The sequence below is a fragment of the Bradyrhizobium diazoefficiens genome (assembly GCF_016616885.1).
In the GTDB taxonomy this organism is placed as follows: Bacteria; Pseudomonadota; Alphaproteobacteria; order Rhizobiales; family Xanthobacteraceae; genus Bradyrhizobium; species Bradyrhizobium diazoefficiens_F.
Genome location: NZ_CP067102.1, coordinates 3,986,788 through 4,008,213 on the forward strand (window position 1 = coordinate 3,986,788; position 21,426 = coordinate 4,008,213).

The following is a 21,426-nucleotide window of genomic DNA, read 5'->3' on the forward strand; positions in this document are numbered from 1 at the left end:
GGAGTGTTCGATGCGTTTAGCGTTCTGGCGTGCCGGCAACGACAAGGCCGTCATCGAGCGAGCCGTTTCGAAGGCCAAGCACGAAGCCAAGCCTGAGACCAAGCCTGAGACCAAGCCCAAAGTCGAAACCAGGCCCGCACCGGTTGTTGCGCAGCCGGCGCCAGCCGAGTCCGGTGACATCGATCTGCACGCGCTTGGCGGCGCGCTCGCGCGCAAGCGCGGCTGGATTATCGTGCCGACGGTGCTTGCGCTCGTCGCATCCGTCGCCATCGTCAATCTCATCACGCCGCGCTACAAATCCGAATCGCGCATCCTGATCGACGGTCGCGAGAACGTCTTCCTGCGGCCGAGCAGCGACCGCAGCACCGAGGAGCGGCAGGCGCTCGACCCCGAGGCCGTCACCAGCCAGGTGCAGCTCGTGCTGTCGCGCGACCTCGCGCGCGAGATCATCAAGAAGAACAAGCTCGCCGAGCGCCCCGAGTTCGATCCGGTGCTGCAGGGCGTCTCGCCGCTGAAATCGCTGGCGGCGCTGGTCGGCATCGGTCGCGATCCGTTCTCGATGACGCCGGAAGAGCGTGTGCTCGATGCCTATTACGATCGTCTGCAGGCCTACGCCGTCGACAAGTCGCGCGTGATCGTCGTCGAATTCCAGTCGCAGGATCCCGAGCTTGCCGTGCGCGTCGCCAATTCGATCGCCGACGGCTATCTCGTGCTCCAGCAGAATGCGCGCCAGGATCAGGCCCGCAATGCCAGCCAGTGGCTCTCGGGCGAGATCGAGAATCTGCGCAACAAGGTCTCCGACGCCGAGGCCAAGGTCGAGGACTTCCGTTCCAAATCGTCGCTGTTCGTCGGCACCAACAACACCACGCTGTCGAACCAGCAGATGGGCGAGGTCAACACCCAGCTCAACAATGCGCGCGCGATGAAGGCTGACGCGGAGTCCAGGGCCCGGCTGATCAAGGAGATGCTGCAGAGCGGCAAGCCCATCGAGGCATCCGAGGTGGTGAACTCCGAACTGATGCGGCGCCTGTCCGAGCAGCGGGTGACGCTGCGGGCCCAGCTCGCCGAACAGTCGTCCACGCTGCTCGGCAATCACCCGCGCATCAAGGAATTGAAGGCGCAGCTCGGCGATCTCGATGGTCAGATTCGCGACGAGGCGGCCAAGATCTCGCGCTCGCTCGAAAACGACGCGCGGATTGCCGGCGGTCGGGTCGACGGGCTGACCACCAGCCTCGAGCAGCTGAAGAAGCAGGCGACCTCGACCAACGGTCAGGACGTGCAGCTCCGCGCGCTCGAGCGCGAGGCCAAGGCGCAGCGCGACCTGCTCGAGACCTATCTTGGCAAATATCGCGAGGCCAGCACCCGCGAGAGCATCGATTCCGCGCCGGCGGAAGGCCGCATCATCTCGCGCGCCATCGTTTCCAACACGCCGGCCTATCCGAAGAAACTGCCGATCCTGCTGATCGCGACGCTGGCGACACTGCTGCTCTCGTCCGGTCTCGTCGTCACCGGCGAGCTGCTGCGCCAGACCGCGCCGCGCGCAATGGCCACACTCGCGCTGCCTAAGGCTCGCCAGGAGCCGGTCGTCGATGCGGTCGAGATCGAGTCGGCGCCGCTCCAGCCGGCGATGACCGCCAATGCCGATGTCAGCGAGTTCGCCGAGATCGGGCAACTGGCCGAAAGTCTGATTGCGGCAGGGGCAGGTGCGAAGAAGGTCACCGTACTCGGCACCGCATCGGGCGATGCCATCACGATGTCGACGCTGACGCTCGCCCGCCACCTCGCGCGCGAGGCGCGCGTCGTCGTGGTCGATCTCGCCGCGTCCTCGCCGACGATTGCCGCGGTGTCTGTCGATCCGACGGCGCCCGGTCTTGCCGAGCTGATGCAGGGGCAGGCCTCGTTTGCGCAGGTCATCACGCGCGACAAGCTCTCGCGGCTGCACCTGGTCATGGCCGGCCGTCCCGGCTTCGACCGCAGCCTGCTTCAGTCGCCGCGGGTGACACTCGCAATCGACGCCTTGCTGCGCGCCTACGATCACGTGATCGTCGACGCCGGCAGTGCCGAGGACTTGCCTGCTGAACTCCTGACGGCGCATGCCAGCGCCGTCGTGGTGCCGGATGCTTCGATGGAGTCGGACGCGCGCGCGTTGATGTGCGAGCAGCTCAAGGCCGTTGGCTTCAGCGAGGTAACGATGCTGAGCCGGCCGGTGCAGCCGTCGGATGCCGGTGAGACGCCGTCGCGCGTCGTGGCGGCGTAGGCTTCTTCCCTCTCCCCTTGTTGTGGGAGAGGGTGGCTCGCCGCGCAGCGGCGAGACGGGTGAGGGGTCTCTCTCCCCGAGTCGATCTCGCACATTAAGGCGCGCGGACAGGTACCCCTCATCCGGCGCTTCGCGCCACCTTCTCCCACAAGGGGAGAAGGGAGGACAGCGGTACAACTGGGTAGAGAGCTACCCGAACGCCTGGCGCAATCGTCGCGCCAGGTCGAACAGCATCTGGTTCTGCTTGACCAGGCGCTTGCCGTGGTTGAGTGAGGACATCGCCATGGCCGCGAGCTTGCCGCGCGAGGTCAAGGGCACGAAGCTGTCGAAGATGTCCTCGTCGTCCTTGCAGAACATGCGCTTGTACTCGTCCGTGCCGATGCCGAGGTCGAGCGAGCGATAGCCGCGCTCGGCGTAGCGGTCGATGATGTAGCGCATCAGGATCAGACCCGGGCTGTAGCGGGCGTGCTCCGACATCGTGTAAGTGTTGAACATCGTCGAGAAGCGCTGGCCGTCGGCGACGCCGGCGAAGATCGCGATCACCTCGTCGTCGCATTCGAGCGCGTGGATGTCGATGACACGGCCTTCGCCGCGCGGCGCGAGGCAAGCGCTGCGGATGAATTGCTCGACACCCGGCTCGGCAAAGACGTTCGGGAGCTTCTGTTCCGCCATCCGCGCCGGCTTGACGCGGAAGAACCAGTCGAGCAGGCGGGTGACGTCCGCGTCCGTCGTGGCAAGGTGGTAGCGATAGCCGGCGAGCGTCTGGAATTTCTTCTCCTTGCTCTTCAGCCGGCGGCGGAAGGAATTGCTGATCCGGGATGCGGGCGGGCCACCCGGCTCCATCGCCAGCAGCGGGCACCCATTGATCGCGCTCTGCTGCGGCAGCAGCGCAAACGGATTCTGCTGGTCATGCCAGCGTTTCGGCTGCTGCGTCAGCGCGAGAACGTCGACCTGATCGTGTAAGGGCGCGAACAGCACGTCGAGATCGGCGGTCACAGCCTGTGCTGCGAACTCGGCGTTCCACAGCCCCATGTTGAAGGTCGTGTGCTTGCCGCCCATGAAGCAGGCGGTGCGCACACCGTGGCCCTGGCGCAGCGCGAGCGGAAGCAGCGCAAGCGGTGTCTGCTCGGCGTCGCGGGCAATCACGACGAGGGGACGGGCGCCTTCGCGTTCCCCGACCGATCGGGCCCATGAGCCCAGAAGATCGAACCGTTGATAGGGCGTGAAGAGATGGCCGGGCTGCTCGAGGACGCGCCAGGCCGCCTCGGCCTCCGCAACATCGCTGATGAGGTCGACATGCGTGATACGGCTCGTTTTGGACCGCGCTGGCGATTCTGCCATCCGGCTTTGCATCGCCGCAGCCATGGTCATCCGCGAAACCTGTCGAGAAAACGAAGAATATGTATTTCGGCCTGTGGCCGACCTTTGCAAATAAAGGTCAACAAAGGGTAATGACAATGGCTGAGGGAACGGGCCGCCGGCGAACGCGAAGGTGGGATATTGGCATCCGACGACAGATGGCTGGAGCGGTTACGGCACGAACTGGCCTGGTTCACCGGCCAGCCGCTGCTGCGCAGCCGTGGCGCAGGCGCGATCCTGCGCTTCCAGCGCGTGCGACCGCGGCGAAGCGGCGCGTTCCAGCCGTTGCGCCAAAACGAGATCACGCCGCAATTTCTCGATCGCGCCATTCGCGCGCTGAGGCGCTGGAATTATGATTTTCTCGGCATGGACGAGGTCTGCCGGCGCGCGGTGACGCTGCCGGAGAAGCGGCGTTTCGTGGCGCTGACTTTCGACGGCGCTGCCAAGGACCTCATCAGCTTCGCCTATCCGGTGCTGGTACGCCACGCCGTGCCATTCACGCTGTACGTTCCCACCGCCTTTCCGGATGGCGTCGGCGAGGCCTGGTGGCTCGGGCTCGAGCAGGTGATCGCACGCCAGAGCCGCATCAGCCTGATGATGGGCGACAAGGAGCAGCGCTTTACCGTGACAGGCAATGCCGAGAAGCAGGCGCTGTTCTCGCATCTCGAGAATTGGTTGCGCTCGTTGCCGCCGGCGGATTTGTCGGCGGCGATCGCCGATCTCTGCGCGCGCTATCGGGTCGACCTCGCCGCACTCTCGCGTGAGGCGTCGATGGATTGGGAGGATCTGGCCAAGTTGGCTACCGATCCGAGTGTTACGATCGGCAGCGCGACCGTGAACTATCCCGTTCTCGCCAACATGAGGGACGCAGCCGCACTGCGCGAGATGACGATGGGCAAGGCGGTGGCGGAAGTGTCCTTCCGCCGCGAGATCCGGCATCTGGCGTTTCCGTTCGGCGATCGCGCCTCGTTCCGGCGCAACCATGTCGTGATGGCGGAGGAAGCGGGCTTTGCCAGCGCGGTGTCGACCATCCCGGGAATTGTGGACGCGGAAGGCCGCACCAATCTGCGCGCGCTGCCGAGGATTTCCTGGGACGGACGGATGCGCTCGTTGCGCATGATGCGCGTGCTGGTGTCCGGCGTTGCGTTTGCGCCGGTGAAACCGACGGGCAGCGTTACGAGCTGACTCAACGATGGTTAGAGCCTTCGTATCCGACAAACGCGCAAACGCGTTTGCGGGGTTAGGCGCGATCGGGCCGCTGCATCCAGCTTACGATCGGCATGGCCGGCAGCACCCAGCCCATGCCGACCACGACGTAATAGATCGCCTGCCGCCAGCCGGACCCGGCAATCCACGGCATCTGCGCCGCCGCCATGCCAAGCAGGGCCCAGACCGTGGCCAGCACCAGAAGCAGAATGGCGCCGAGGAACTTGCGGGTGCGGATCGTCATGGCGGACTATTGCGGCTTTCGCGTAACTTGCGCTGCGGAAGCGGGGGACTATAAGGGGCACGCAGTCCGGTTCAAGCTTTGGTTTTGACCCTGAAATGACGACGAATTCAGCCCCGACCAATCCGCATCGCGCCGTGCGCTGGTGGCTGATCTCCGTGGCCGCTCTGATCGCGTTGATGGTGCTGGTCGGCGGCGCGACGCGGCTGACGGAATCCGGTCTCTCTATCGTCGAGTGGAAGCCCGTCGCCGGCAGCGTTCCGCCGCTGTCTGAGGCGCAATGGACCGATGCGTTCGAGGCCTACAAGAAGATCCCGCAATATCGCGAGCTCAACGCCGGGATGTCGCTGTCCGAGTTCAAGCAGATTTTCTGGTGGGAATGGAGCCACCGGCTGCTCGGGCGTTTCATCGGTGTTGCCTATCTGCTGCCGTTTCTGTTCTTCCTGTGGCGCGGCGGTCTGTCCGGCGAGTTGAAGCGGCGGCTGTGGCTGCTGTTCGCGCTCGGCGGCCTGCAGGGCGCGGTCGGCTGGTGGATGGTGGCATCGGGGCTGTCCGAGCGGGTCGAAGTCTCGCAATATCGGCTGGCCACGCATCTGATACTCGCGCTGCTGATCTTCGCCGGCATCGTCTGGACGGTGCGGCGGCTCGCCGATCGGCCGCAGATTGCCGTTCCCACGCGACTGCGGTTCACGAGCGCGGTGCTGGTGATCGTGACCTTCATCCAGATCTATTTCGGTGCACTGGTCGCGGGCCTGCGCGCCGGACGCGCCTACAATACCTGGCCGCAGATCGACGGCGCCTTCATCCCGTCGGCGGAACGGCTGTGGTTCGAGACGCCCTGGTGGCGCAACATGTTCGACAACGTGCTGACGGTGCAGTTCGAGCACCGCATGACGGCTTATCTGCTGTTCACGCTGGCGGCGCTGCATGCGTTCGACGCGCTGCGTTCACGTGCAGGCTCGGCGGCGAGTGGCGCGCTCTGGTTGTTCGCGGCCGTGAGCGTGCAGGCGGTGCTCGGCATCCTTACACTGCTCAACCAGGTGCCGATCGATCTCGCGCTGTCGCATCAGGCGGTTGCGATCATGGTGCTGATGCTTGCGGTGATGCAGGCGGAACGGCTGGCGTCGCGGCAATCCGCTGAGGCGCAGCCGCGCGCGGTTCCAGTCGGTCAGGCCGGCTGATCACCATCAGCCCGGCTGGTCACCACCAGCCCGGCTGATCAGCAATAGCCGTAGATGCCGCACGAGTAGGGCAAGCGCCAGAAGTAATCGACCTGCTTGCCGCCGTAATACGCGCCCTGATAGTCGTAGTCCCAGGGGCGACCGTAGTAACCCGGCAGCGTATGCGAGCCCGGCAGCAGCGGCGTGCCCGGCAGGTTGCGGATGTAGCTGCCGACGCCATAGGCCGGCGAGATCAGCGCATCCGGATCGGTCTCGACATAGACCCTTGGCGGTTCCTGCGGCGGAGCGGCGGCCCGCCGCTTCGGCGTGGCCGGCAAATCGGCGGCAATAGCGGCTGAAACCGTCAGCATCACTGCCAGGGCAGGCACCGTCCAGCGCAGCATCGTCGGCTCCGAATCAAAAGGGGCGATCCAAGACGATGTATGCGGCAGATATGGTTAACGACTGTTAACCGCAGCCCATTCCGGGAGGCGCTTTCACGCGCTCCGTTGATCAGGCAGGAAACGTCCTGACCGGGGTGACGACCGCGTCGAATTGAATGCTCACCCTGTTCTTCAGAACGTGCTGGATGACCTCTGTTTCCGACTTATCGAAAAACTCATCCCAGTTCGCGGCTTGACCGAACTCTCTCGCGAAATCGATCTCGGCGAATTTTCCAAGGAAGAGGGCCGTGACGTCAGACTCATTGTTCTTCGCGAACAAGTGCTTTTGTCCCGACTTCTTCATGTACAGGCTGATCATGCGGAGCGCCTTGTAGACCAGCGTGCTGTCATGAAAGAGAACGATCGCGTCGTCCTTCACCAGCGGAAGCGTCCACAGGAAGTCCCTGAAGCAGGCGATATCGGTGTGCTCGCCATCGATGAAAGCGATGTCGAAGCTATTTTCTGCCCCTTGGACGGAATCTACCGAGCCGTCGAACGTTGTCAGCTTGGACGTCGGAACGCCACGAGATACCAGATTATCGATCATGGTCTGGTGTGTAATTCCGGAGTAGTCGTATTTGGCGCCCCTCTCGTCTGGCTGTTGCCGTCCTCTTTCATCGATTGAGAGTACCGCTTTGCATGCGGGGTCCAGCAGAAACGGGGTCAGGCTTCCGCCGAGATAGGAGCCGATCTCGACGTAAGAAAACGATCCCAGGACTCTCTTGGTGAGAGCTATGGTCTGCAACAAGAACCTTTTATCGTGAGCGCTTGTTTGCGAGGGAATTGGAAAAAGCGTTCCGATGTCCGGCACGGCGATATTCATGGCCATCCTTGTGCAGTCGCGATCGTGACGCCCGGTGAGTCGTGCGAGCGTTGAGCGACGGTAGCCACGGAAGCTGGCGCGGAGCCGTCGGCTTGGCGCAGCGCCAGATCCCGGTGCGGATAGGAGGCGTTGAAGCGCTCTACGCGCCCAGGGCCTGCCCCAGGTCAGCGATCAGGTCTTCCTTGTCCTCGATGCCGATCGAGAGCCGGACCACGTCGGGGCCGGCGCCGGACTTCATCTTGGCGGCGTCGTCGAGCTGGCTGTGTGTGGTCGAGGCCGGGTGGATGACGAGCGAGCGGGTGTCGCCGACATTGGCCAGATGCGAGAACAGCTGCAACTTCGACACAAGGCTGACGCCGGCGTCATAACCGCCCTTGAGGCTGAAGGTGAACACGGCGCCCGCACCCTTCGGCGCGTATTTGCGCGCGAGCTGGTTGTACTTGTCGCTTGCCAGCCCCGCATAGTTCACCGCGGACACCGCCGGGTGGCCGGCGAGGAATTCGGCGACCGCCTTGGCGTTGTCGCAGTGCTTCTGCATGCGCAGCGGCAGCGTCTCGATGCCGGTGAGGATCATGAAGGCATTGAACGGCGACAGCGCCGGCCCGAGGTCGCGCAGGCCCAGCACGCGGCAGGCGATCGCGAAGGCGAAATTGCCGAACGTTTCCTGGAGACGAATGCCGTGATATTCCGGCCGCGGCTCCGACAGCATCGGATATTTGCTGCCGGCGGACCAATCGAAGGTGCCGGCGTCGACGATGATGCCGCCGAGCGAATTGCCGTGGCCACCCAGGAATTTCGTCAGCGAGTGCACGACGATGTCGGCGCCGTGGTCGATCGGCCGGATCAGATAGGGTGAGGCCAGCGTGTTGTCGACGATCAAGGGAACGCCCGCCTTGCGCGCCACCGTCGAGATCGCCTCGATGTCGGTGATGCTGCCGGAGGGATTGGCGATGGACTCGATGAAGATCGCTTTCGTACGCGGCGTCACCGCGCGCTCGAAGCTTGCGACGTCATCGGGATCGGCCCACACCACGTTCCAGCCGAAGCTCTTGAACGCATGCGCGAACTGGTTGATCGAGCCGCCATAGAGTTTTCGCGCGGCGATGAATTCGTCGCCGGGTTGCAGCAATTGCTGCAGCACCACGACCTGTGCGGCATGGCCCGAGGCAACTGCAAGCGCGGCGGTGCCGCCCTCGAGCGCGGCCACGCGCTCTTCCAGCACTGCGTTGGTAGGATTTCCAATGCGGGTATAGATGTTGCCGAACGCCTGCAGGCCGAACAGCGAGGCAGCGTGATCGGCGTCGTTGAAAACGAATGACGTTGTTTGATAAATCGGAGTCGCGCGCGCACCGGTGGTCGGATCGGGCTGTGCACCGGCATGCACGGCGAGGGTCGAAAATCCCGGAAGGCGATCGCTCATTGAGGGCGTCCTGTTCTTGTGGTCTGAAATCGCGCGGCATGCTGATTGGCGCCGCGCCCGGCGTCAAGCCGCGGCCTCACATCGCAACGATCGTGCTACGCATTGTCGCGTTCGCAAAATGAATCCTTCGCAATTGCGTCAGCTTTGTTCGCTCTTGTTTTTGGCTGCGCGATCAGAGGCTGCGGTGTCACCGCCGCCGACACTCATCCGATTGAGGGATAGACGCATGCCCTGCGTCGGTGCAGGCGGGCGCTTGGAACTGAGTGTCCGCGAATTGACGCCCATCCAGGAGATCTCCGACGACAGCCGGCCATATTCAATTTTTGGGCAGCGGTTCATCACGACCTTGATACCCGCGGCTTCGGCCTTCTCCGCCGCCGCATCGTCGCGCGCGCCAAGCTGCATCCAGATCACTTTCGGCAGCGGATCGAGTGTGAGGGCCTCGTCGACGATAGGCATGATGTGGCTGGAGCTGCGAAAAATATCGATCATGTCGATGGGAAGGCCGATATCGCGGAGCGAGGCGACAAAGGGTTTTCCGAGCAGGTCCTTGCCGACATGACCGGGATTGACCGGGATCATGTCGTAGCCGCGCTGCGCCAGATATTTGAACGCGAAATAGCTCGGCCGCACGTTGACCGGCGAGGCGCCGACCATCGCGATCGACTTCACGCTGTTGAGGATGCTGCGGATGTAATTGTCGGGATAGGCGTCGTGGTTCATGTGTCGTTCTTCTTCCTTGTCATTGCGAGGAGCGAAGCGACGAAGCAATCCAGTTTGTTTCCGTTGAGGAGTTTCTTGATTGCTTCGCTTCGCTCGCAATGACGAATGTCACTCATCCCGCCATGTCGGCGTTCGCTTCTCGATGAAGGCGCCGATTCCTTCCTCGGCGTCGCGGGCCATCATGTTCTCGGTCATCACCTCTGCCGCATAGCGATAGGCGTCCGCAAGGCTCATCTCGGCCTGGCGGTAGAACGCCTCCTTGCCGAGCTTGACGGTATAGGCGGACTTCAGCGCGACCTGTTGCGCCAGCGCGATCGCGGCGTCGCGCTCGGTGCCGGCGGCGACCACGCGATTGACAAGGCCGATCTCGCGGGCGCGCGCAGCCGGGACCGGCTCGCCCGTGAGCAGCATCTCCATCGCCTGCTTGCGCGGCACGTTGCGCGACAACGCCACCATCGGCGTTGAGCAGAACAGGCCGATGTCGACGCCGGGTGTGGCGAAGCTCGCCGCTTCCGACGCGATCGCAAGGTCGCAGCTCGCCACGAGCTGGCAGCCGGCCGCGGTGGCGATGCCCTGGACTGCTGCGACCACCGGCTTCGGCAGATGCACGATCGCCTGCATCATCGCGCTACAGGCGTTCATGATCTGCGCGAAATAAGCGCGGCCGCGATCCTGGTCACCGCGGCGCGCGGTGAGCTCCTTCATGTCATGGCCTGCGGAGAAGGCCGGCCCGTTGGCCGCGATGACGGCCGCGCGGATGCGCTTGTCCTCCGCGATTGCGTTGAGGCTCGCGTGCAATTGTCCGATCATCGACTCGGAGAGGCTGTTGCGTGCGGCAGGCCGGTTCAGCGTAAGCACGGCAACACTGCCGACGATCTCGCGCAGCAGGATCGGCGGTTGCGGGGAGGGGGCGGGGGCAGCCTGGACGGACATTCAAGGATTCCGTTTGGGATATTCCAGTTGGATGCTGGATATAACTTAATGTAACAGGCGAGGACAATCGAGGGTGAGGGGCGGCATGGCGTTAGCGAAAATGAGCGTGGCGGAGGTCGAGGAGTTTCTCCGTGACGAGTTTCCCCAGGCCTTCGGCGGCGACGACATTACGATCGAGAGCGCGGACGGCCAGACCTGCCTTTTGCGCCAGCGCTTCAGTGAGCGGATGCTGCGGCCGGGCGGAACCGTGTCCGGCCCGACGCTGATGGCTCTGGCCGATTTCGCCATGTACGTGGTGCTGCTGTCGGCGATCGGGCCGATCGGGCTCGCGGTGACCACCAATCTCAACATCAATTTCCTGCGCAAGGGCCAGCCCGGGCAGGATGTGCTGGCGGAGGCCCGGCTGCTCAAGCTCGGCAAGCGCCTTGCGGTCGGTGAGGTGAACCTGTTGTCAGGGACCTCGCCCGATCCAATTGCCCATGTCACATCGACCTATTCCATTCCAAATGCTTGAGCTTTTTGCAGGTAATATAGCACCATATTTTTAAGATGTTGATTTTGCTGCTTTAATTTCTGTCTTTGGGCATTGACCGTTGCGCGTCACTTCTCTAGAAAACCGCGCAGTCCGGTGCGGTGTTCGCGCCGATGTCTCCCCGTCCACGGAAACTCCGATATGAAAACCTTTTCGGCAAAGCCGGCTGAGGTGACGAAGAAGTGGGTACTGATCGACGCCAAGGGTCTGGTCGTCGGCCGTCTCGCCACCATCGTTGCCATGCGCCTGCGCGGCAAGCACCTCCCGACCTACACCCCGCACGTTGATTGCGGCGACAACGTCATCATCATCAATGCCCAGCATGCGGTCCTCACCGGCCGCAAGCGCGAGCAGAAGACCTATTACAAGCACACCGGCTATGTCGGCCACGTCAAGGAGCGCACCGCGCGCCAGATCCTTGAAGGCAAGCATCCCGAGCGCGTGCTCGAGAAGGCCGTCGAGCGCATGATCCCGCGTGGTCCGCTTGGTCGCGTCCAGATGGGCAACCTCCGCGTTTATGGCGGTGCCGATCATCCGCACGAGGCCCAGACGCCCGAGAAGATCGACATCGCCAAGTTGAACCGCAAGAACACGAGGGCCGCATAATCATGGCCGAATCCATTCAGTCGCTCGACCAGCTCTCGCAGCTCAAGACCGCGGCGGCGCCCGACGCGCCCAAGCACGAGAAGAAGGTCGACAAGTTCAATCGCGCCTACGCCACCGGCAAGCGCAAGGACGCGGTCGCCCGCGTCTGGATCAAGCCGGGTGCCGGCAAGGTCACGGTCAACTCGCGCGAGGTCGAGGTCTATTTCGCTCGTCCGGTGCTGCGCATGATGATCGAGCAGCCGTTCTCCGTGGCTGCGCGTTCCGGCCAGTACGACGTCATCTGCACCGTCGCCGGCGGCGGTCTATCCGGTCAGGCCGGTGCTGTCCGTCACGGCATCTCCAAGGCGCTCACCTATTTCGAGCCCGAGCTGCGCACCGTCCTCAAGAAGGGCGGCTTCCTCACCCGCGACTCCCGCGTGGTCGAGCGTAAGAAGTACGGCAAGGCCAAGGCCCGCCGGTCCTTCCAGTTCTCGAAGCGTTAATCGCTTCGGTCACATTCGCCGCGAAAGCGGCTTCAATGAGATGCAAAAGGGCGCTGATTTCAGCGCCCTTTTTGTTGTTCGTTTGTACGCAAATTGATGACGTGTTTCCCGAAAACTTGGTGCCGCGTGAAAACCTCAATGGAACGCGCGGGACATAGCGTCGCATCTGGAAGGGCGCGCAAATCGGATGTGCCGATCGCGCAACTGCTATGTTCAAGAGGGGGCCGACATGATGTCGCTCGATAGCATCACGCTCTATTTGGTCGCCACCATGGTCGCCGCATTGCTCGGCGCCATGATGGTGTTTTTCGGCAGACAGGAGAACAGCCCCGCGCTGAAATGGTGGGGCACCGCCTATCTGCTCGGCGCGACCTCCGTCGCGCTGTGGACGGCGACCGGCGACAAGCTCGGTCCGCATCTCTATCTCGCGCTCAATGCGGTAGGCTTCGTCGCCTGCGGCATGGTGTGGAATGCGGCGCGCGTCTTCCACGGCCGCAAGCCGAACTGGCCCGGCCTCGTGATCGGTGCGCTCGCCTGGGTCGCGACGGTGATGCTGCTCGATCCCACCGCGTCGATGCTGCGCATGATCATCGGCGCCGGCATCGTCTCGGTCTATGCGGCGCTGACCGCGAGCGAGCTCTGGGTCGAGCGGCGCAAGAGCCTGCAACGGCGATGGCCCGCCTTGGTGGTGCCGGTGATGCACGGCTGCGTACTGATGCTGCCGATCCTGCTCGGCAGCTTCCTGCGCCCGAACGATGCCGGCTTCTCCGGTAGCGTCTGGGTCACCGTGTTCGCGGTCGAGCTCGTGCTCTACGCCGTCGGCACCGTGTTCGTGATCTTCATGCTGGTGTCCGAGCGCACGGTGACTGCGCACCGCACTGCCGCGTCGACCGATCCGCTGACCGGCATGCTGAACCGCCGTGGCTTCTCGGAAGCCTGTGCGCGCATGATCGATCGCGAGGCCAAGGGCGGCCGCCCCGTCACCGTGATGATCTTCGATATCGACCATTTCAAGTCGATCAACGATCGCTTCGGCCATCCCGCCGGCGACGAGATGCTGAAACTGTTCTCGACCGTCGTCGTCAACAATCTGCGCATCTCGGACCTGTCGGGCCGCATCGGCGGCGAGGAGTTCGCCGCGCTGCTGCCATGTGCGCTGGAGGAGGGCGTGCTGGTCGCCGAGCGCGTGCGCGAAGCGTTCGAGACCTCCGGTGTCGTGGTCGATGAAGGCCCGGTCGATACCACCGTCAGCATCGGTGTGGCCGGCGGCCCTGCCGGTACTGAGCTCGAGGTGCTGCTGGCTTCGGCTGATACCGCGCTCTATCAGGCCAAACGCGGCGGCCGAAACCGTATCGAGGCCGCGGAGGAGCTGCCGTTGTCGCTGGAGAACTGGCGCCGCCAGAGCGCCGCGCGGATCGGTGTGCCCAAGACGGACGGCAAGACACAGCCGGCGACGGCCTGAGACGAAAGGGCCTCGCGGTAATCCCCTGTTTACCATTCGGTTCCTACCATTGCGGTCATGGAATCGATCCGTCGACAGAACCCGCAGGCTGCCCTGATGTCGCTCGAAGCCGCTGCAGCCTCGGCACGCGGCGGTTTCGCCTGTCTGTTCTCGACCGCGGCCGAATACGAGACCGCGCTGATTGCCGAACGCCGCGCCCAGGGACGTTACACGCAGAGCCGCAGCTATTGGTCGATCGCGCTGTTTCTTGGATGTGCGCTCATTGTTGCAGGCACGGTGCTGTTGTTCGCCTGAGAGCGCCGCATTTTAGGCCGGGCAGGGCGCCGTTTCGGCGCCTTTTTCTTTAGCCCCGGCTGCGGTAGATACGCCCATCAAACAATGGGGTGGAAACCGATGATCACCGAGATCGCGCAAATCGACGTCAAGCCGGGCAGCGAGAAGGATTTTGAGGCCGCCGTCGCCAAGGCCAAGGCCGCCTTCGGCCGCTCCAAGGGCTTTCACAGCTTCGAGCTGCACAAGTCGATCGAGAAGCCGCAGCGCTACCGGCTGATGGTGAAATGGGCGACGCTGGAAAACCATACCGTCGACTTCCGCGGCTCCGAGAATTTCACCGAATGGCGCGGCCTCGTCGGCCAGTATTTTGCCTCGCCTCCAGACGTCGAGCATACCGAGACCGTGCTGACGACCTGAGGCGGCTTACGCCGCCTCCGCCAGAGGCGGCGCCTCATACGCCTTGAAATGGTCGATCATGACCTTGGCGATGGCGACGAGTGGCAGCGCCAGCGCCAGGCCCCAGATTCCGAAGACGACGCCGAGAAGGATCTGGAACGCGAACAGCGTGGCCGGCGGGATGTCCAGCGCCTGGCGCTGGAGGATCGGCGTCAGCACGTAACTCTCCATCGCGTGCACGCCGAGGAACAGGATCAGCGCCGATAGCGCCGGGATCCAACCCGAGGCGAGGCTCGCCAGCACCACGACGACGCCGGCGATGATGGCGCCGACCGTGGGGATGAAGGCGAGCAGGCCGGCCTGGATCCCCAGGATGAACGAGCCGGGGATACCGATGATGGCAAGCCCGATCCAGGTTACCGCCCCGACCGCAAGCATGACGATGATCTGCGCGATCAGCCAGCGCTCCAGCGTCTCGCTGATACCGTCGATGATGACGGCGGCGCGGATGCGATGTTTCGCCGGCGCGAGGAACAGCAGCCCGTCGCGATAGACGCCGGGCTGCGCGGCGAAGGACAACCCCAGAAACAGCACGATGAAGATGTTTCCCACACCGTGGATGGTGCCGAGCAGCAGCTTGAAGGTCTGGCTCACGATCGCTCCGCCGCTGGAGGCCAGCGCGCCGGCGCCGGGCAACGGAGCGCGCGGGGGCGTTGCCGGCGAAGGCGTCGAGTCCGACGGCGCATTGGCCGCGGCGTCAGATGGACCGTTGCCGAAATCGAAGAAGCTGGTGTCGATGCCGTGGTTCTCCAGGAACGACCTGACATGCGAGATCTGCGACTTGATGGTGCTGCTGAGCACCGCGGCCTGCTCGGCGATGGTCGCGCCGCCGAGATAGACGACGCCAGCGAGCAGCACCGCAAGCACGATGCAGACGATCGCAAGCCGCACCGCGTGCGGCAGGTGCACACGGCGTCCGAGCGCAGTGGTCAGCGCGTTCAGGCCGACGCCGAGCAGCATGCCGGTGAAGATCAGGAGCAGGGTGGCCGCAAAATACCAGGTGAAGACCAGTGCGGCGGTGAACAGCACCACCCCGACGCCGCCGACGGTAATCGCCCAGGCCAGATCGGAGCGGGTTTTGGGCTGTTCATCTCTGGAGATGGTCACATCATGTCCTTTTCGGAGCGGGCCGGGGCACTCTTTCGTGAAATCTGACCGGAGATCAAGCCTGGCCCGTGCGCCGGATTGAAGCGCCCGGGCCCCAGGGGCCACCGCCGCGGGCGCGCAGGGTGCCTCGGCGAGCATTTGCGCGAAAATAGCATTGCCGTCCCGCGATCCCCTCTGTTGAATTTGTTCCATCCGAGGGGCATGTTTGGAGAATCTTCTTAACGTGGGAGGTCGGAACGGGAGATGAGAAAGCCGGTCGTCGGCGTGATCGGGAACGCCAGTCGCATCGAAAATCGATTTCAGGTGCAGATGGTCGGCGAGCGCAATCTGCGCGCCGTGGCCGAGGTTTCCGGCGGCTTGCCGATGATGTTCGCGGGCTCGCCCGACATCACCGATATCGCCGCACTGCTCGATACGGTCGACGGCATCGTGCTTACCGGGGCCCGCGCCAACGTGCACCCGACCCGCTTCAACGTCGACCCCTGCGAGAAGCACGAGCCCTACGACATCCACCGCGATGAGGTCGCGCTGGCGCTCTCGGTCGCCTGCGTCGCCCGCGGCATTCCGCTGTTCGGCATCTGCCGGGGCTTGCAGGAGATGAATGTCGCCTTCGGCGGCTCGCTCCACCCCGAGATCCGCGAAATCCCGGGCCGCATGAACCACCGCATGCCCAGGCTCGAGAATGGCGAGATCCATCCCGACCCGACCGTCGTGTTCGCCGACCGTCACGACGTCGACCTTACGCCGGGCGGCGCATTCGCAAAGCTCCTCGGCTGCGAGAAGATCCGGGTCAATTCACTGCACGGGCAGGGCATTCTGGATCCCGGCAGGCGCGTGCTGATCGAAGGCGTGGCCGAGGACGGCACCATCGAGGCGATCCGCATCGCGGAAGCGGCGAGCTTCGCACTCGGTGTGCAATGGCACGCCGAATACGACCCGCAGCGCAATCCGATCAATCGGAAACTGTTCGAGGCGTTTGGCGAGGCGATGGTGGCGAAGCAGAGGGCAGTGGCGTAGGCGCAGATCTTTTGGCCACGTCGACATTGCGAGCGCAGTGGAGCCGGACGTGCGGCTGAGCGCCATTTCTCCTTTGAATTTTCGAGCTGGAATTGCATCCCGATGATTTGCAGATTGACCGTTGCGGCTGGTGAAATGGTCGCCGGTGGTGACGGCAATATCTCGGACTGAATAAACCAATCAGCAACGATTGGGACGCGCCGATTTTCGCGATTCCGATTCGTTCTTTGAGAACGAAGTGGAGTCAGATGCAGAACGAAAATCGACGGTGCCGGGGCCCGACATACATCTCTACGGTGCGACGGTGTAGCTGACGGCGCGCGGCCGATGCATTTCGATCCCATCCATTGCATTGCACAATCGCAGCAACCCATGCTGCCGCATTGAGGTTCGCGAACCGACCACCATATGTCTGGCAAGGGAGCCCTTGCCGTGTGGATCATGAAGGCGGCCCTCATAGCGGCGATCGGCGTCGTCGCTCTTGCTCTCTGCCTCCGTCCCGGAGCGGCGGAGGAGAACGGCCGTCTTGCAGTCACTGTCACGATCGACGGAGCCATCGGACCGGCGTCGGCGAGCTACGTGAAGGAGGCCTTGGCCACGGCAGCCGCGCGGCGCGCCGAGGTCGTGATTCTGAAAATGAACACGCCCGGCGGTCTCAACTCGAGCATGCGTGAGATCATCGCGGATGTGCTGGGTTCTTCCGTTCCCGTGGTGGGATACGTCGCGCCCTCGGGCGCTCATGCGGCGAGCGCGGGGACCTACATTCTTTATGCAACCCATATCGCGGCGATGGCGCCCGGTACCAACCTCGGTGCCGCGACGCCGGTGCAGATTGGCGGTCCGCTCCCGGGCCTGCCGAGCGGCACACCCGACAAGGACAGCAAGGACAAGACGGCTGAGCCGAAAGACGCGATGACGGCAAAGGTGACGAACGATGCTGTCGCCCTCATCCGCAGCCTTGCCGAGTTGCGCAATCACAACGCCGATTGGGCCGAGAAGGCGGTCCGTGAAGCGGCCACGCTCTCGGCCAACGGCGCGTTGCAGGAAAAGGTCATCGATCTCGTCGCGCGCGATCCGGCCGAATTGCTCAGACAGATCGATGGTCGCGTGGTCGAGGTCGCAGGCGGCAAGACGCAGCGGCTCGCGACGAAGGACGCCGTGGTCGAAGTCGTCGACCCCGGATGGATCTCCCGATTTCTGGCGGTCATCACCGATCCCAACGTTGCCTTCATTCTCCTGATGGTCGGCATCTACGGCCTGATCTTCGAGTTCGTGTCGCCCGGTGCGGTCGCCCCGGGGGTGGTCGGGACGATCTGCCTGTTGGTCGGCCTCTATGCCCTCAACCTGCTGCCGATCAACTATGCGGGCCTCGGCTTGATGCTCGTCGGGATCGCGTTGCTGGCCATCGAGGCGTTCAGTCCAACCGTGGTGATTGGTCTTGGCGGCGTCGTCGCCTTCGTGCTGGGAGCGCTCATGCTGGTCCGGGTCGAAGCGCCAGGCTACCGGCTGTCATGGTCGGTCATTGCCGTCGTCGCGGCGATGTTCACCGGCTTTGTTCTCGTCGTGCTCGGCGCGCTCAGGCGCGCCCGCAACGCCCCGACCCGGGTCGGCGCGCAAGCCATGCGCGGCCTGTCCGCCCAGGTCCTCGACTGGAACGAGACCGAAGGTCACGTCTTTACGCATGGCGAACGCTGGCAGGCGCGCGGCGCCGACAGCTTCAGGCCGGGCGAGACGGTCGAGGTCGCCAATATCGTCGATTTAACGCTGGTGGTCCGGCGTCCGAGCCCGGCCGGTGGCGAGGGAGGTCAACTCTGATGATTGAATATTCGATCTATGCGGTGCTTGCGCTGCTCGTCGTCATGTTTCTCACCCAGGCCGTTCGCATTCTCAGGGAATACGAGCGCGGCGTCATTTTCACGCTCGGCCGCTTCGCCGGGGTGAAGGGGCCGGGCCTCGTCATCCTCATTCCGGTCGTGCAGCAGCTCGTCAAGGTCGATCTCAGGGTGATGGTGCAGGTGGTGCCGCCCCAGGACGTGATCTCGCGCGACAACGTCTCGGTCAAGGTCAACGCCGTGCTGTACTTCCGTATCGTCGATCCCGAGCGCGCCATCATCAAGGTTGGCGATTACATGGCCGCGACCAGCCAGCTCGCCCAGACCACGCTGCGCTCGGTGCTCGGCAAGCACGATCTCGACGAGATGCTGGCCGAACGCGACAAGCTGAACGCCGACATCCAGGAGATCCTCGACAAGCAGACCGACGTCTGGGGCATCAAGGTCACGGGTATCGAGATCAAGGACGTCGACATCAATGAAACGATGATACGCGCGATTGCGAAGCAGGCCGAGGCGGAGCGGTTGCGGCGCGCCAAGGTGATCAACGCCATGGGCGAGCAGCAGGCCGCCGAAAAGCTCGTCGAGGCCGGCCGCATTCTGGCACAGGAGCCGCAGGCGATGCAGCTGCGTTACTTCGCGGCTCTGCACGACATCGCGGGCGAGCGGTCGTCGACCGTCGTGTTTCCGCTGCCGACGGGCCTGCTCGATCATTTGATGCCGCGGCGTGAGCAACCGTAGCCGGGAGGTCCTGCAGCCTCAAGCGCGATGAGATTGGGATGAATCGTCATCGCGCTCAAGGTTATTGCTGGAGCATGCTCCTTTCGGAGAACCGCTGCGCACTTTTCCGGATCATGCGCCAAAACGAAAAGGCGCTCCTCTCGGAGCGCCTTTTGCCTGCCGTTTCCTGTTCGAGCCGATCAGCCGGAATAGTACATGTCGAACTCGACCGGATGCGGGGTCATCTCGAAGCGCTCGACTTCGGTCATCTTCAGCTCGATATAGGCGTCGATGAAGTCGTCGTCGAACACGCCGCCGGCCTTGAGGAAGCCGCGGTTCTTGTCGAGGTTTTCGAGCGCCTCGCGGAGCGAACCGCAGACGGTCGGGATCTGCTTCAGCTCTTCCTTCGGCAGGTCGTAGAGGTCCTTATCCATCGCCGGACCCGGATCCATCTTGTTCTTGATGCCGTCGAGGCCGGCCATCAACATCGCGGCGAAGCCGAGATAGGGATTGGCGAGCGGATCGGGGAAGCGAACCTCGACGCGCTTGGCCTTCGGCGAAGCGGTGTAGGGGATGCGGCAGGAGGCCGAGCGGTTGCGCGCGGAGTAGGCGAGCAGCACCGGCGCCTCATAGCCCGGGACCAGACGCTTGTAGGAGTTGGTCGACGGGTTGGTGAAGGCGTTGATGGCCTTGGCGTGCTTGATGATCCCGCCGATATAGTGGAGGCAGGTCTCCGACAGGTCGGCATACTTGTTGCCGGCGAACACCGGCTTGCCGTCCTTCCAGATCGACTGGTGCACGTGCATGCCCGAGCCGTTGTCGCCAAAGACCGGCTTCGGCATGAAGGTGGCGGTCTTGCCGTAGATGTGCGCGACCTGGTGGATGCAGTATTTGTAGATCTGGAGGTGGTCGGCCATCAGCGTGAGCGTGTCGAACTTCATGCCGAGTTCGTGCTGGGCGGAAGCGACCTCGTGGTGATGCTTCTCGACCTTGACGCCCATCTTGGCCATGGCGCCCAGCATCTCCGAGCGCATGTCCTGCACGGAATCCTGCGGCGGGACCGGGAAGTAGCCGCTCTTGGTGCGGATGCGGTGACCGAGATTGCCGCCTTCATATTCGGTGTCGGTGTTGGTCGGCAGCTCCGAGGAGTCGAGCCTGAAGCCGGTGTTGTAGGGGCCGCTCGAAAAGCGAACATCGTCGAACACGAAGAACTCGGCTTCGGGGCCGACGAAGACGGTGTCGCCCACGCCCATCGACTTCACCATGGCTTCGGCCTTCTTGGCGATGCCACGGGGGTCGCGGTTGTACGGCTCGCCGGTGGTCGGCTCGAGCACGTCGCAGGTGATGACCATGGTGGTCTCGGCGAAGAACGGATCGATCGTCGCGGTCACCGGATCGGGCATCAGGCACATGTCGGACTCGTTGATCGCCTTCCAGCCGGCGATCGAGGAGCCGTCGAACATCGTTCCTTCGGCGAAAATGTCCTCATCGATCATGCTGACGTCGAACGTCACGTGCTGCCACTTGCCGCGCGGATCAGTGAAGCGCAGGTCGACGTATTTGACGTCGTTGTCCTTGATCGATTTCAGGACGTCTTTGGCGGTCTTCATGCATACCCCTTTTGGCTCTGCGGGTCGGTTTCCAGATGAGCAGATTCGTTCTCGCTTTCGGCGAGTTGGCGCAACCGCACAAACGAAATCAGGCCGCCGAAGCAGCCTTTTTTCTTTCAGAGTGTCGCAAGATTCGGGATAGCACCCGGCTCAGATAGCGTCCAGCCCGGATTCGCCGGTTCGGATGCGGATCGCCTCTTCTATGTTGGAGACGAAAATCTTGCCGTCGCCGATGCGTCCGGTTTGCGCGGCGCGGCGGATCGCGTCGATCGCGCGCTCGACCAGGTCGTCGCCGATGACGATCTCGATCTTCACCTTGGGCAGGAAGTCGACGATGTATTCTGCGCCGCGGTACAGCTCGGCGTGGCCTTTCTGGCGGCCAAAACCCTTGGCCTCGGTCACGGTGATGCCCTGAAGGCCGACTTCCTGCAGCGCTTCTTTCACCTCGTCGAGCTTGAACGGCTTGATGATGGCTTCGATTTTCTTCACTGCGCGCCTCCCGGCCTTTCGATCAAATAGCAACGTCTTCGTCAGGATGCGCTTTATCTCACGCACGATTTTGTCTTCGCTATGCCGGGACCTGACCAGCCCGGCAACAACGGCCGGCCACACCCAGATAATGTCAGTGAGCACGACGAACCGAAGCGGCTTCCTCGAAAGCAGGGTCTATGCCAAGTTGCAAATGCCCTGATTAATGGAGCGTTATCAGCCTTTTAACGAGCATCTCTGATAGGTGGAGCCGATCGACCCAAAATACCGCAGAC

Annotated in this window: 22 protein-coding genes; 12 read left to right on the forward strand and 10 right to left on the reverse strand. The window is 63.4% G+C overall.

Going from position 1 to position 21,426, the window contains the following annotated elements:
* Nucleotides 1–10 precede the first annotated feature (10 nt).
* The gene (locus JJC00_RS18420) at nt 11–2,257 is read left to right on the forward strand and encodes a GumC family protein (RefSeq protein ID WP_200473880.1); all 2,247 of its coding nucleotides are present in this window, start codon (nt 11–13) and stop codon (nt 2,255–2,257) included.
* Nucleotides 2,258–2,446: 189 nt separating this feature from the next.
* On the opposite strand, the gene JJC00_RS18425 is transcribed toward JJC00_RS18420, so the two are convergent.
* Nucleotides 2,447–3,628, reverse strand: coding sequence for a GNAT family N-acetyltransferase (locus tag JJC00_RS18425; RefSeq protein ID WP_200473881.1), 1,182 nt, complete (start codon nt 3,626–3,628; stop codon nt 2,447–2,449).
* Between the two features lie 129 nt (nt 3,629–3,757).
* Here JJC00_RS18425 and JJC00_RS18430 point away from each other — a divergent pair, with 129 nt between their 5' ends.
* Nucleotides 3,758–4,801, forward strand: coding sequence for a polysaccharide deacetylase family protein (locus tag JJC00_RS18430; protein ID WP_200473882.1), 1,044 nt, complete (start codon nt 3,758–3,760; stop codon nt 4,799–4,801).
* A 55-nt stretch (nt 4,802–4,856) separates the two neighbouring features.
* Here JJC00_RS18430 and JJC00_RS18435 read toward each other — a convergent pair whose 3' ends face one another.
* Entirely contained in the window at nt 4,857–5,066 is a 210-nt protein-coding gene (locus JJC00_RS18435; RefSeq protein WP_200473883.1) for a DUF2842 domain-containing protein, read from the reverse strand.
* Between the two features lie 95 nt (nt 5,067–5,161).
* On the opposite strand from JJC00_RS18435, the gene JJC00_RS18440 reads away from it, so the two are divergent.
* Nucleotides 5,162–6,244: a COX15/CtaA family protein gene (locus JJC00_RS18440; RefSeq protein WP_200473884.1), complete on the forward strand. Its 1,083-nt coding sequence runs from the start codon at nt 5,162–5,164 to the stop codon at nt 6,242–6,244.
* Nucleotides 6,245–6,282: 38 nt separating this feature from the next.
* Here the strand turns inward: JJC00_RS18440 and JJC00_RS18445 are convergent, their stop codons facing one another.
* The 5 genes from JJC00_RS18445 to JJC00_RS18465 form a co-directional block, all read right to left on the reverse strand.
* On the reverse strand, nt 6,283–6,627 hold the full coding sequence (locus JJC00_RS18445; protein WP_200473885.1) for a hypothetical protein: 345 nt from the start codon (nt 6,625–6,627) through the stop codon (nt 6,283–6,285).
* A gap of 109 nt (nt 6,628–6,736) precedes the next feature.
* Nucleotides 6,737–7,489, reverse strand: coding sequence for a class I SAM-dependent methyltransferase (locus JJC00_RS18450; RefSeq protein WP_200473886.1), 753 nt, complete (start codon nt 7,487–7,489; stop codon nt 6,737–6,739).
* Between the two features lie 139 nt (nt 7,490–7,628).
* Complete coding sequence (locus JJC00_RS18455) at nt 7,629–8,909, reverse strand: O-acetylhomoserine aminocarboxypropyltransferase (protein WP_200473887.1); 1,281 nt, start codon at nt 8,907–8,909, stop codon at nt 7,629–7,631.
* A gap of 138 nt (nt 8,910–9,047) precedes the next feature.
* Nucleotides 9,048–9,632, reverse strand: coding sequence for a CoA-binding protein (locus JJC00_RS18460; RefSeq protein ID WP_200473888.1), 585 nt, complete (start codon nt 9,630–9,632; stop codon nt 9,048–9,050).
* Nucleotides 9,633–9,740: 108 nt separating this feature from the next.
* Complete coding sequence (locus JJC00_RS18465) at nt 9,741–10,565, reverse strand: enoyl-CoA hydratase (RefSeq protein ID WP_200473889.1); 825 nt, start codon at nt 10,563–10,565, stop codon at nt 9,741–9,743.
* A gap of 85 nt (nt 10,566–10,650) precedes the next feature.
* Between JJC00_RS18465 and JJC00_RS18470 the strand changes: the two genes are divergently transcribed.
* The 6 genes from JJC00_RS18470 to JJC00_RS18495 all read left to right on the forward strand — a co-directional run bounded on the left by JJC00_RS18470 (nt 10,651) and on the right by JJC00_RS18495 (nt 14,337).
* Nucleotides 10,651–11,079 carry a PaaI family thioesterase gene (locus tag JJC00_RS18470; protein WP_200473890.1) on the forward strand — a complete coding sequence of 143 codons (429 nt, stop codon included), beginning with the start codon at nt 10,651–10,653 and terminating at the stop codon, nt 11,077–11,079.
* Nucleotides 11,080–11,238: 159 nt separating this feature from the next.
* Nucleotides 11,239–11,703: a 50S ribosomal protein L13 gene (gene rplM / locus JJC00_RS18475; protein WP_008137961.1), complete on the forward strand. Its 465-nt coding sequence runs from the start codon at nt 11,239–11,241 to the stop codon at nt 11,701–11,703.
* A 2-nt stretch (nt 11,704–11,705) separates the two neighbouring features.
* Nucleotides 11,706–12,185, forward strand: a complete 480-nt coding sequence (gene rpsI, locus JJC00_RS18480) for a 30S ribosomal protein S9 (protein WP_007611021.1) — start codon at nt 11,706–11,708, stop codon at nt 12,183–12,185.
* Between the two features lie 229 nt (nt 12,186–12,414).
* Nucleotides 12,415–13,647, forward strand: coding sequence for a GGDEF domain-containing protein (locus JJC00_RS18485; protein ID WP_200473891.1), 1,233 nt, complete (start codon nt 12,415–12,417; stop codon nt 13,645–13,647).
* A 57-nt stretch (nt 13,648–13,704) separates the two neighbouring features.
* The gene (locus tag JJC00_RS18490; protein ID WP_200473892.1) at nt 13,705–13,941 is read left to right on the forward strand and encodes a hypothetical protein; all 237 of its coding nucleotides are present in this window, start codon (nt 13,705–13,707) and stop codon (nt 13,939–13,941) included.
* A 99-nt stretch (nt 13,942–14,040) separates the two neighbouring features.
* Nucleotides 14,041–14,337: an antibiotic biosynthesis monooxygenase family protein gene (locus JJC00_RS18495; RefSeq protein ID WP_200473893.1), complete on the forward strand. Its 297-nt coding sequence runs from the start codon at nt 14,041–14,043 to the stop codon at nt 14,335–14,337.
* A 6-nt stretch (nt 14,338–14,343) separates the two neighbouring features.
* Here the strand turns inward: JJC00_RS18495 and JJC00_RS18500 are convergent, their stop codons facing one another.
* The gene (locus JJC00_RS18500) at nt 14,344–15,483 is read right to left on the reverse strand and encodes an AI-2E family transporter (RefSeq protein ID WP_200473894.1); all 1,140 of its coding nucleotides are present in this window, start codon (nt 15,481–15,483) and stop codon (nt 14,344–14,346) included.
* Nucleotides 15,484–15,726: 243 nt separating this feature from the next.
* On the opposite strand from JJC00_RS18500, the gene JJC00_RS18505 reads away from it, so the two are divergent.
* The 3 genes from JJC00_RS18505 to JJC00_RS18515 all read left to right on the forward strand — a co-directional run bounded on the left by JJC00_RS18505 (nt 15,727) and on the right by JJC00_RS18515 (nt 19,073).
* Nucleotides 15,727–16,500, forward strand: coding sequence for a gamma-glutamyl-gamma-aminobutyrate hydrolase family protein (locus tag JJC00_RS18505; RefSeq protein ID WP_200473895.1), 774 nt, complete (start codon nt 15,727–15,729; stop codon nt 16,498–16,500).
* Between the two features lie 441 nt (nt 16,501–16,941).
* Nucleotides 16,942–18,315, forward strand: coding sequence for an NfeD family protein (locus tag JJC00_RS18510; protein ID WP_433996531.1), 1,374 nt, complete (start codon nt 16,942–16,944; stop codon nt 18,313–18,315).
* Complete coding sequence (locus JJC00_RS18515) at nt 18,312–19,073, forward strand: slipin family protein (protein WP_200474151.1); 762 nt, start codon at nt 18,312–18,314, stop codon at nt 19,071–19,073. Before JJC00_RS18510 ends, JJC00_RS18515 begins: the two co-directional genes overlap by 4 nt.
* Nucleotides 19,074–19,252: 179 nt before the next feature.
* Here JJC00_RS18515 and glnA read toward each other — a convergent pair whose 3' ends face one another.
* The gene (glnA, locus tag JJC00_RS18520) at nt 19,253–20,662 is read right to left on the reverse strand and encodes a type I glutamate--ammonia ligase (RefSeq protein WP_200473897.1); all 1,410 of its coding nucleotides are present in this window, start codon (nt 20,660–20,662) and stop codon (nt 19,253–19,255) included.
* 150 nt (nt 20,663–20,812) lie between these two features.
* Nucleotides 20,813–21,151, reverse strand: coding sequence for a P-II family nitrogen regulator (locus JJC00_RS18525; protein ID WP_007603495.1), 339 nt, complete (start codon nt 21,149–21,151; stop codon nt 20,813–20,815).
* Nucleotides 21,152–21,426 lie beyond the last annotated feature (275 nt).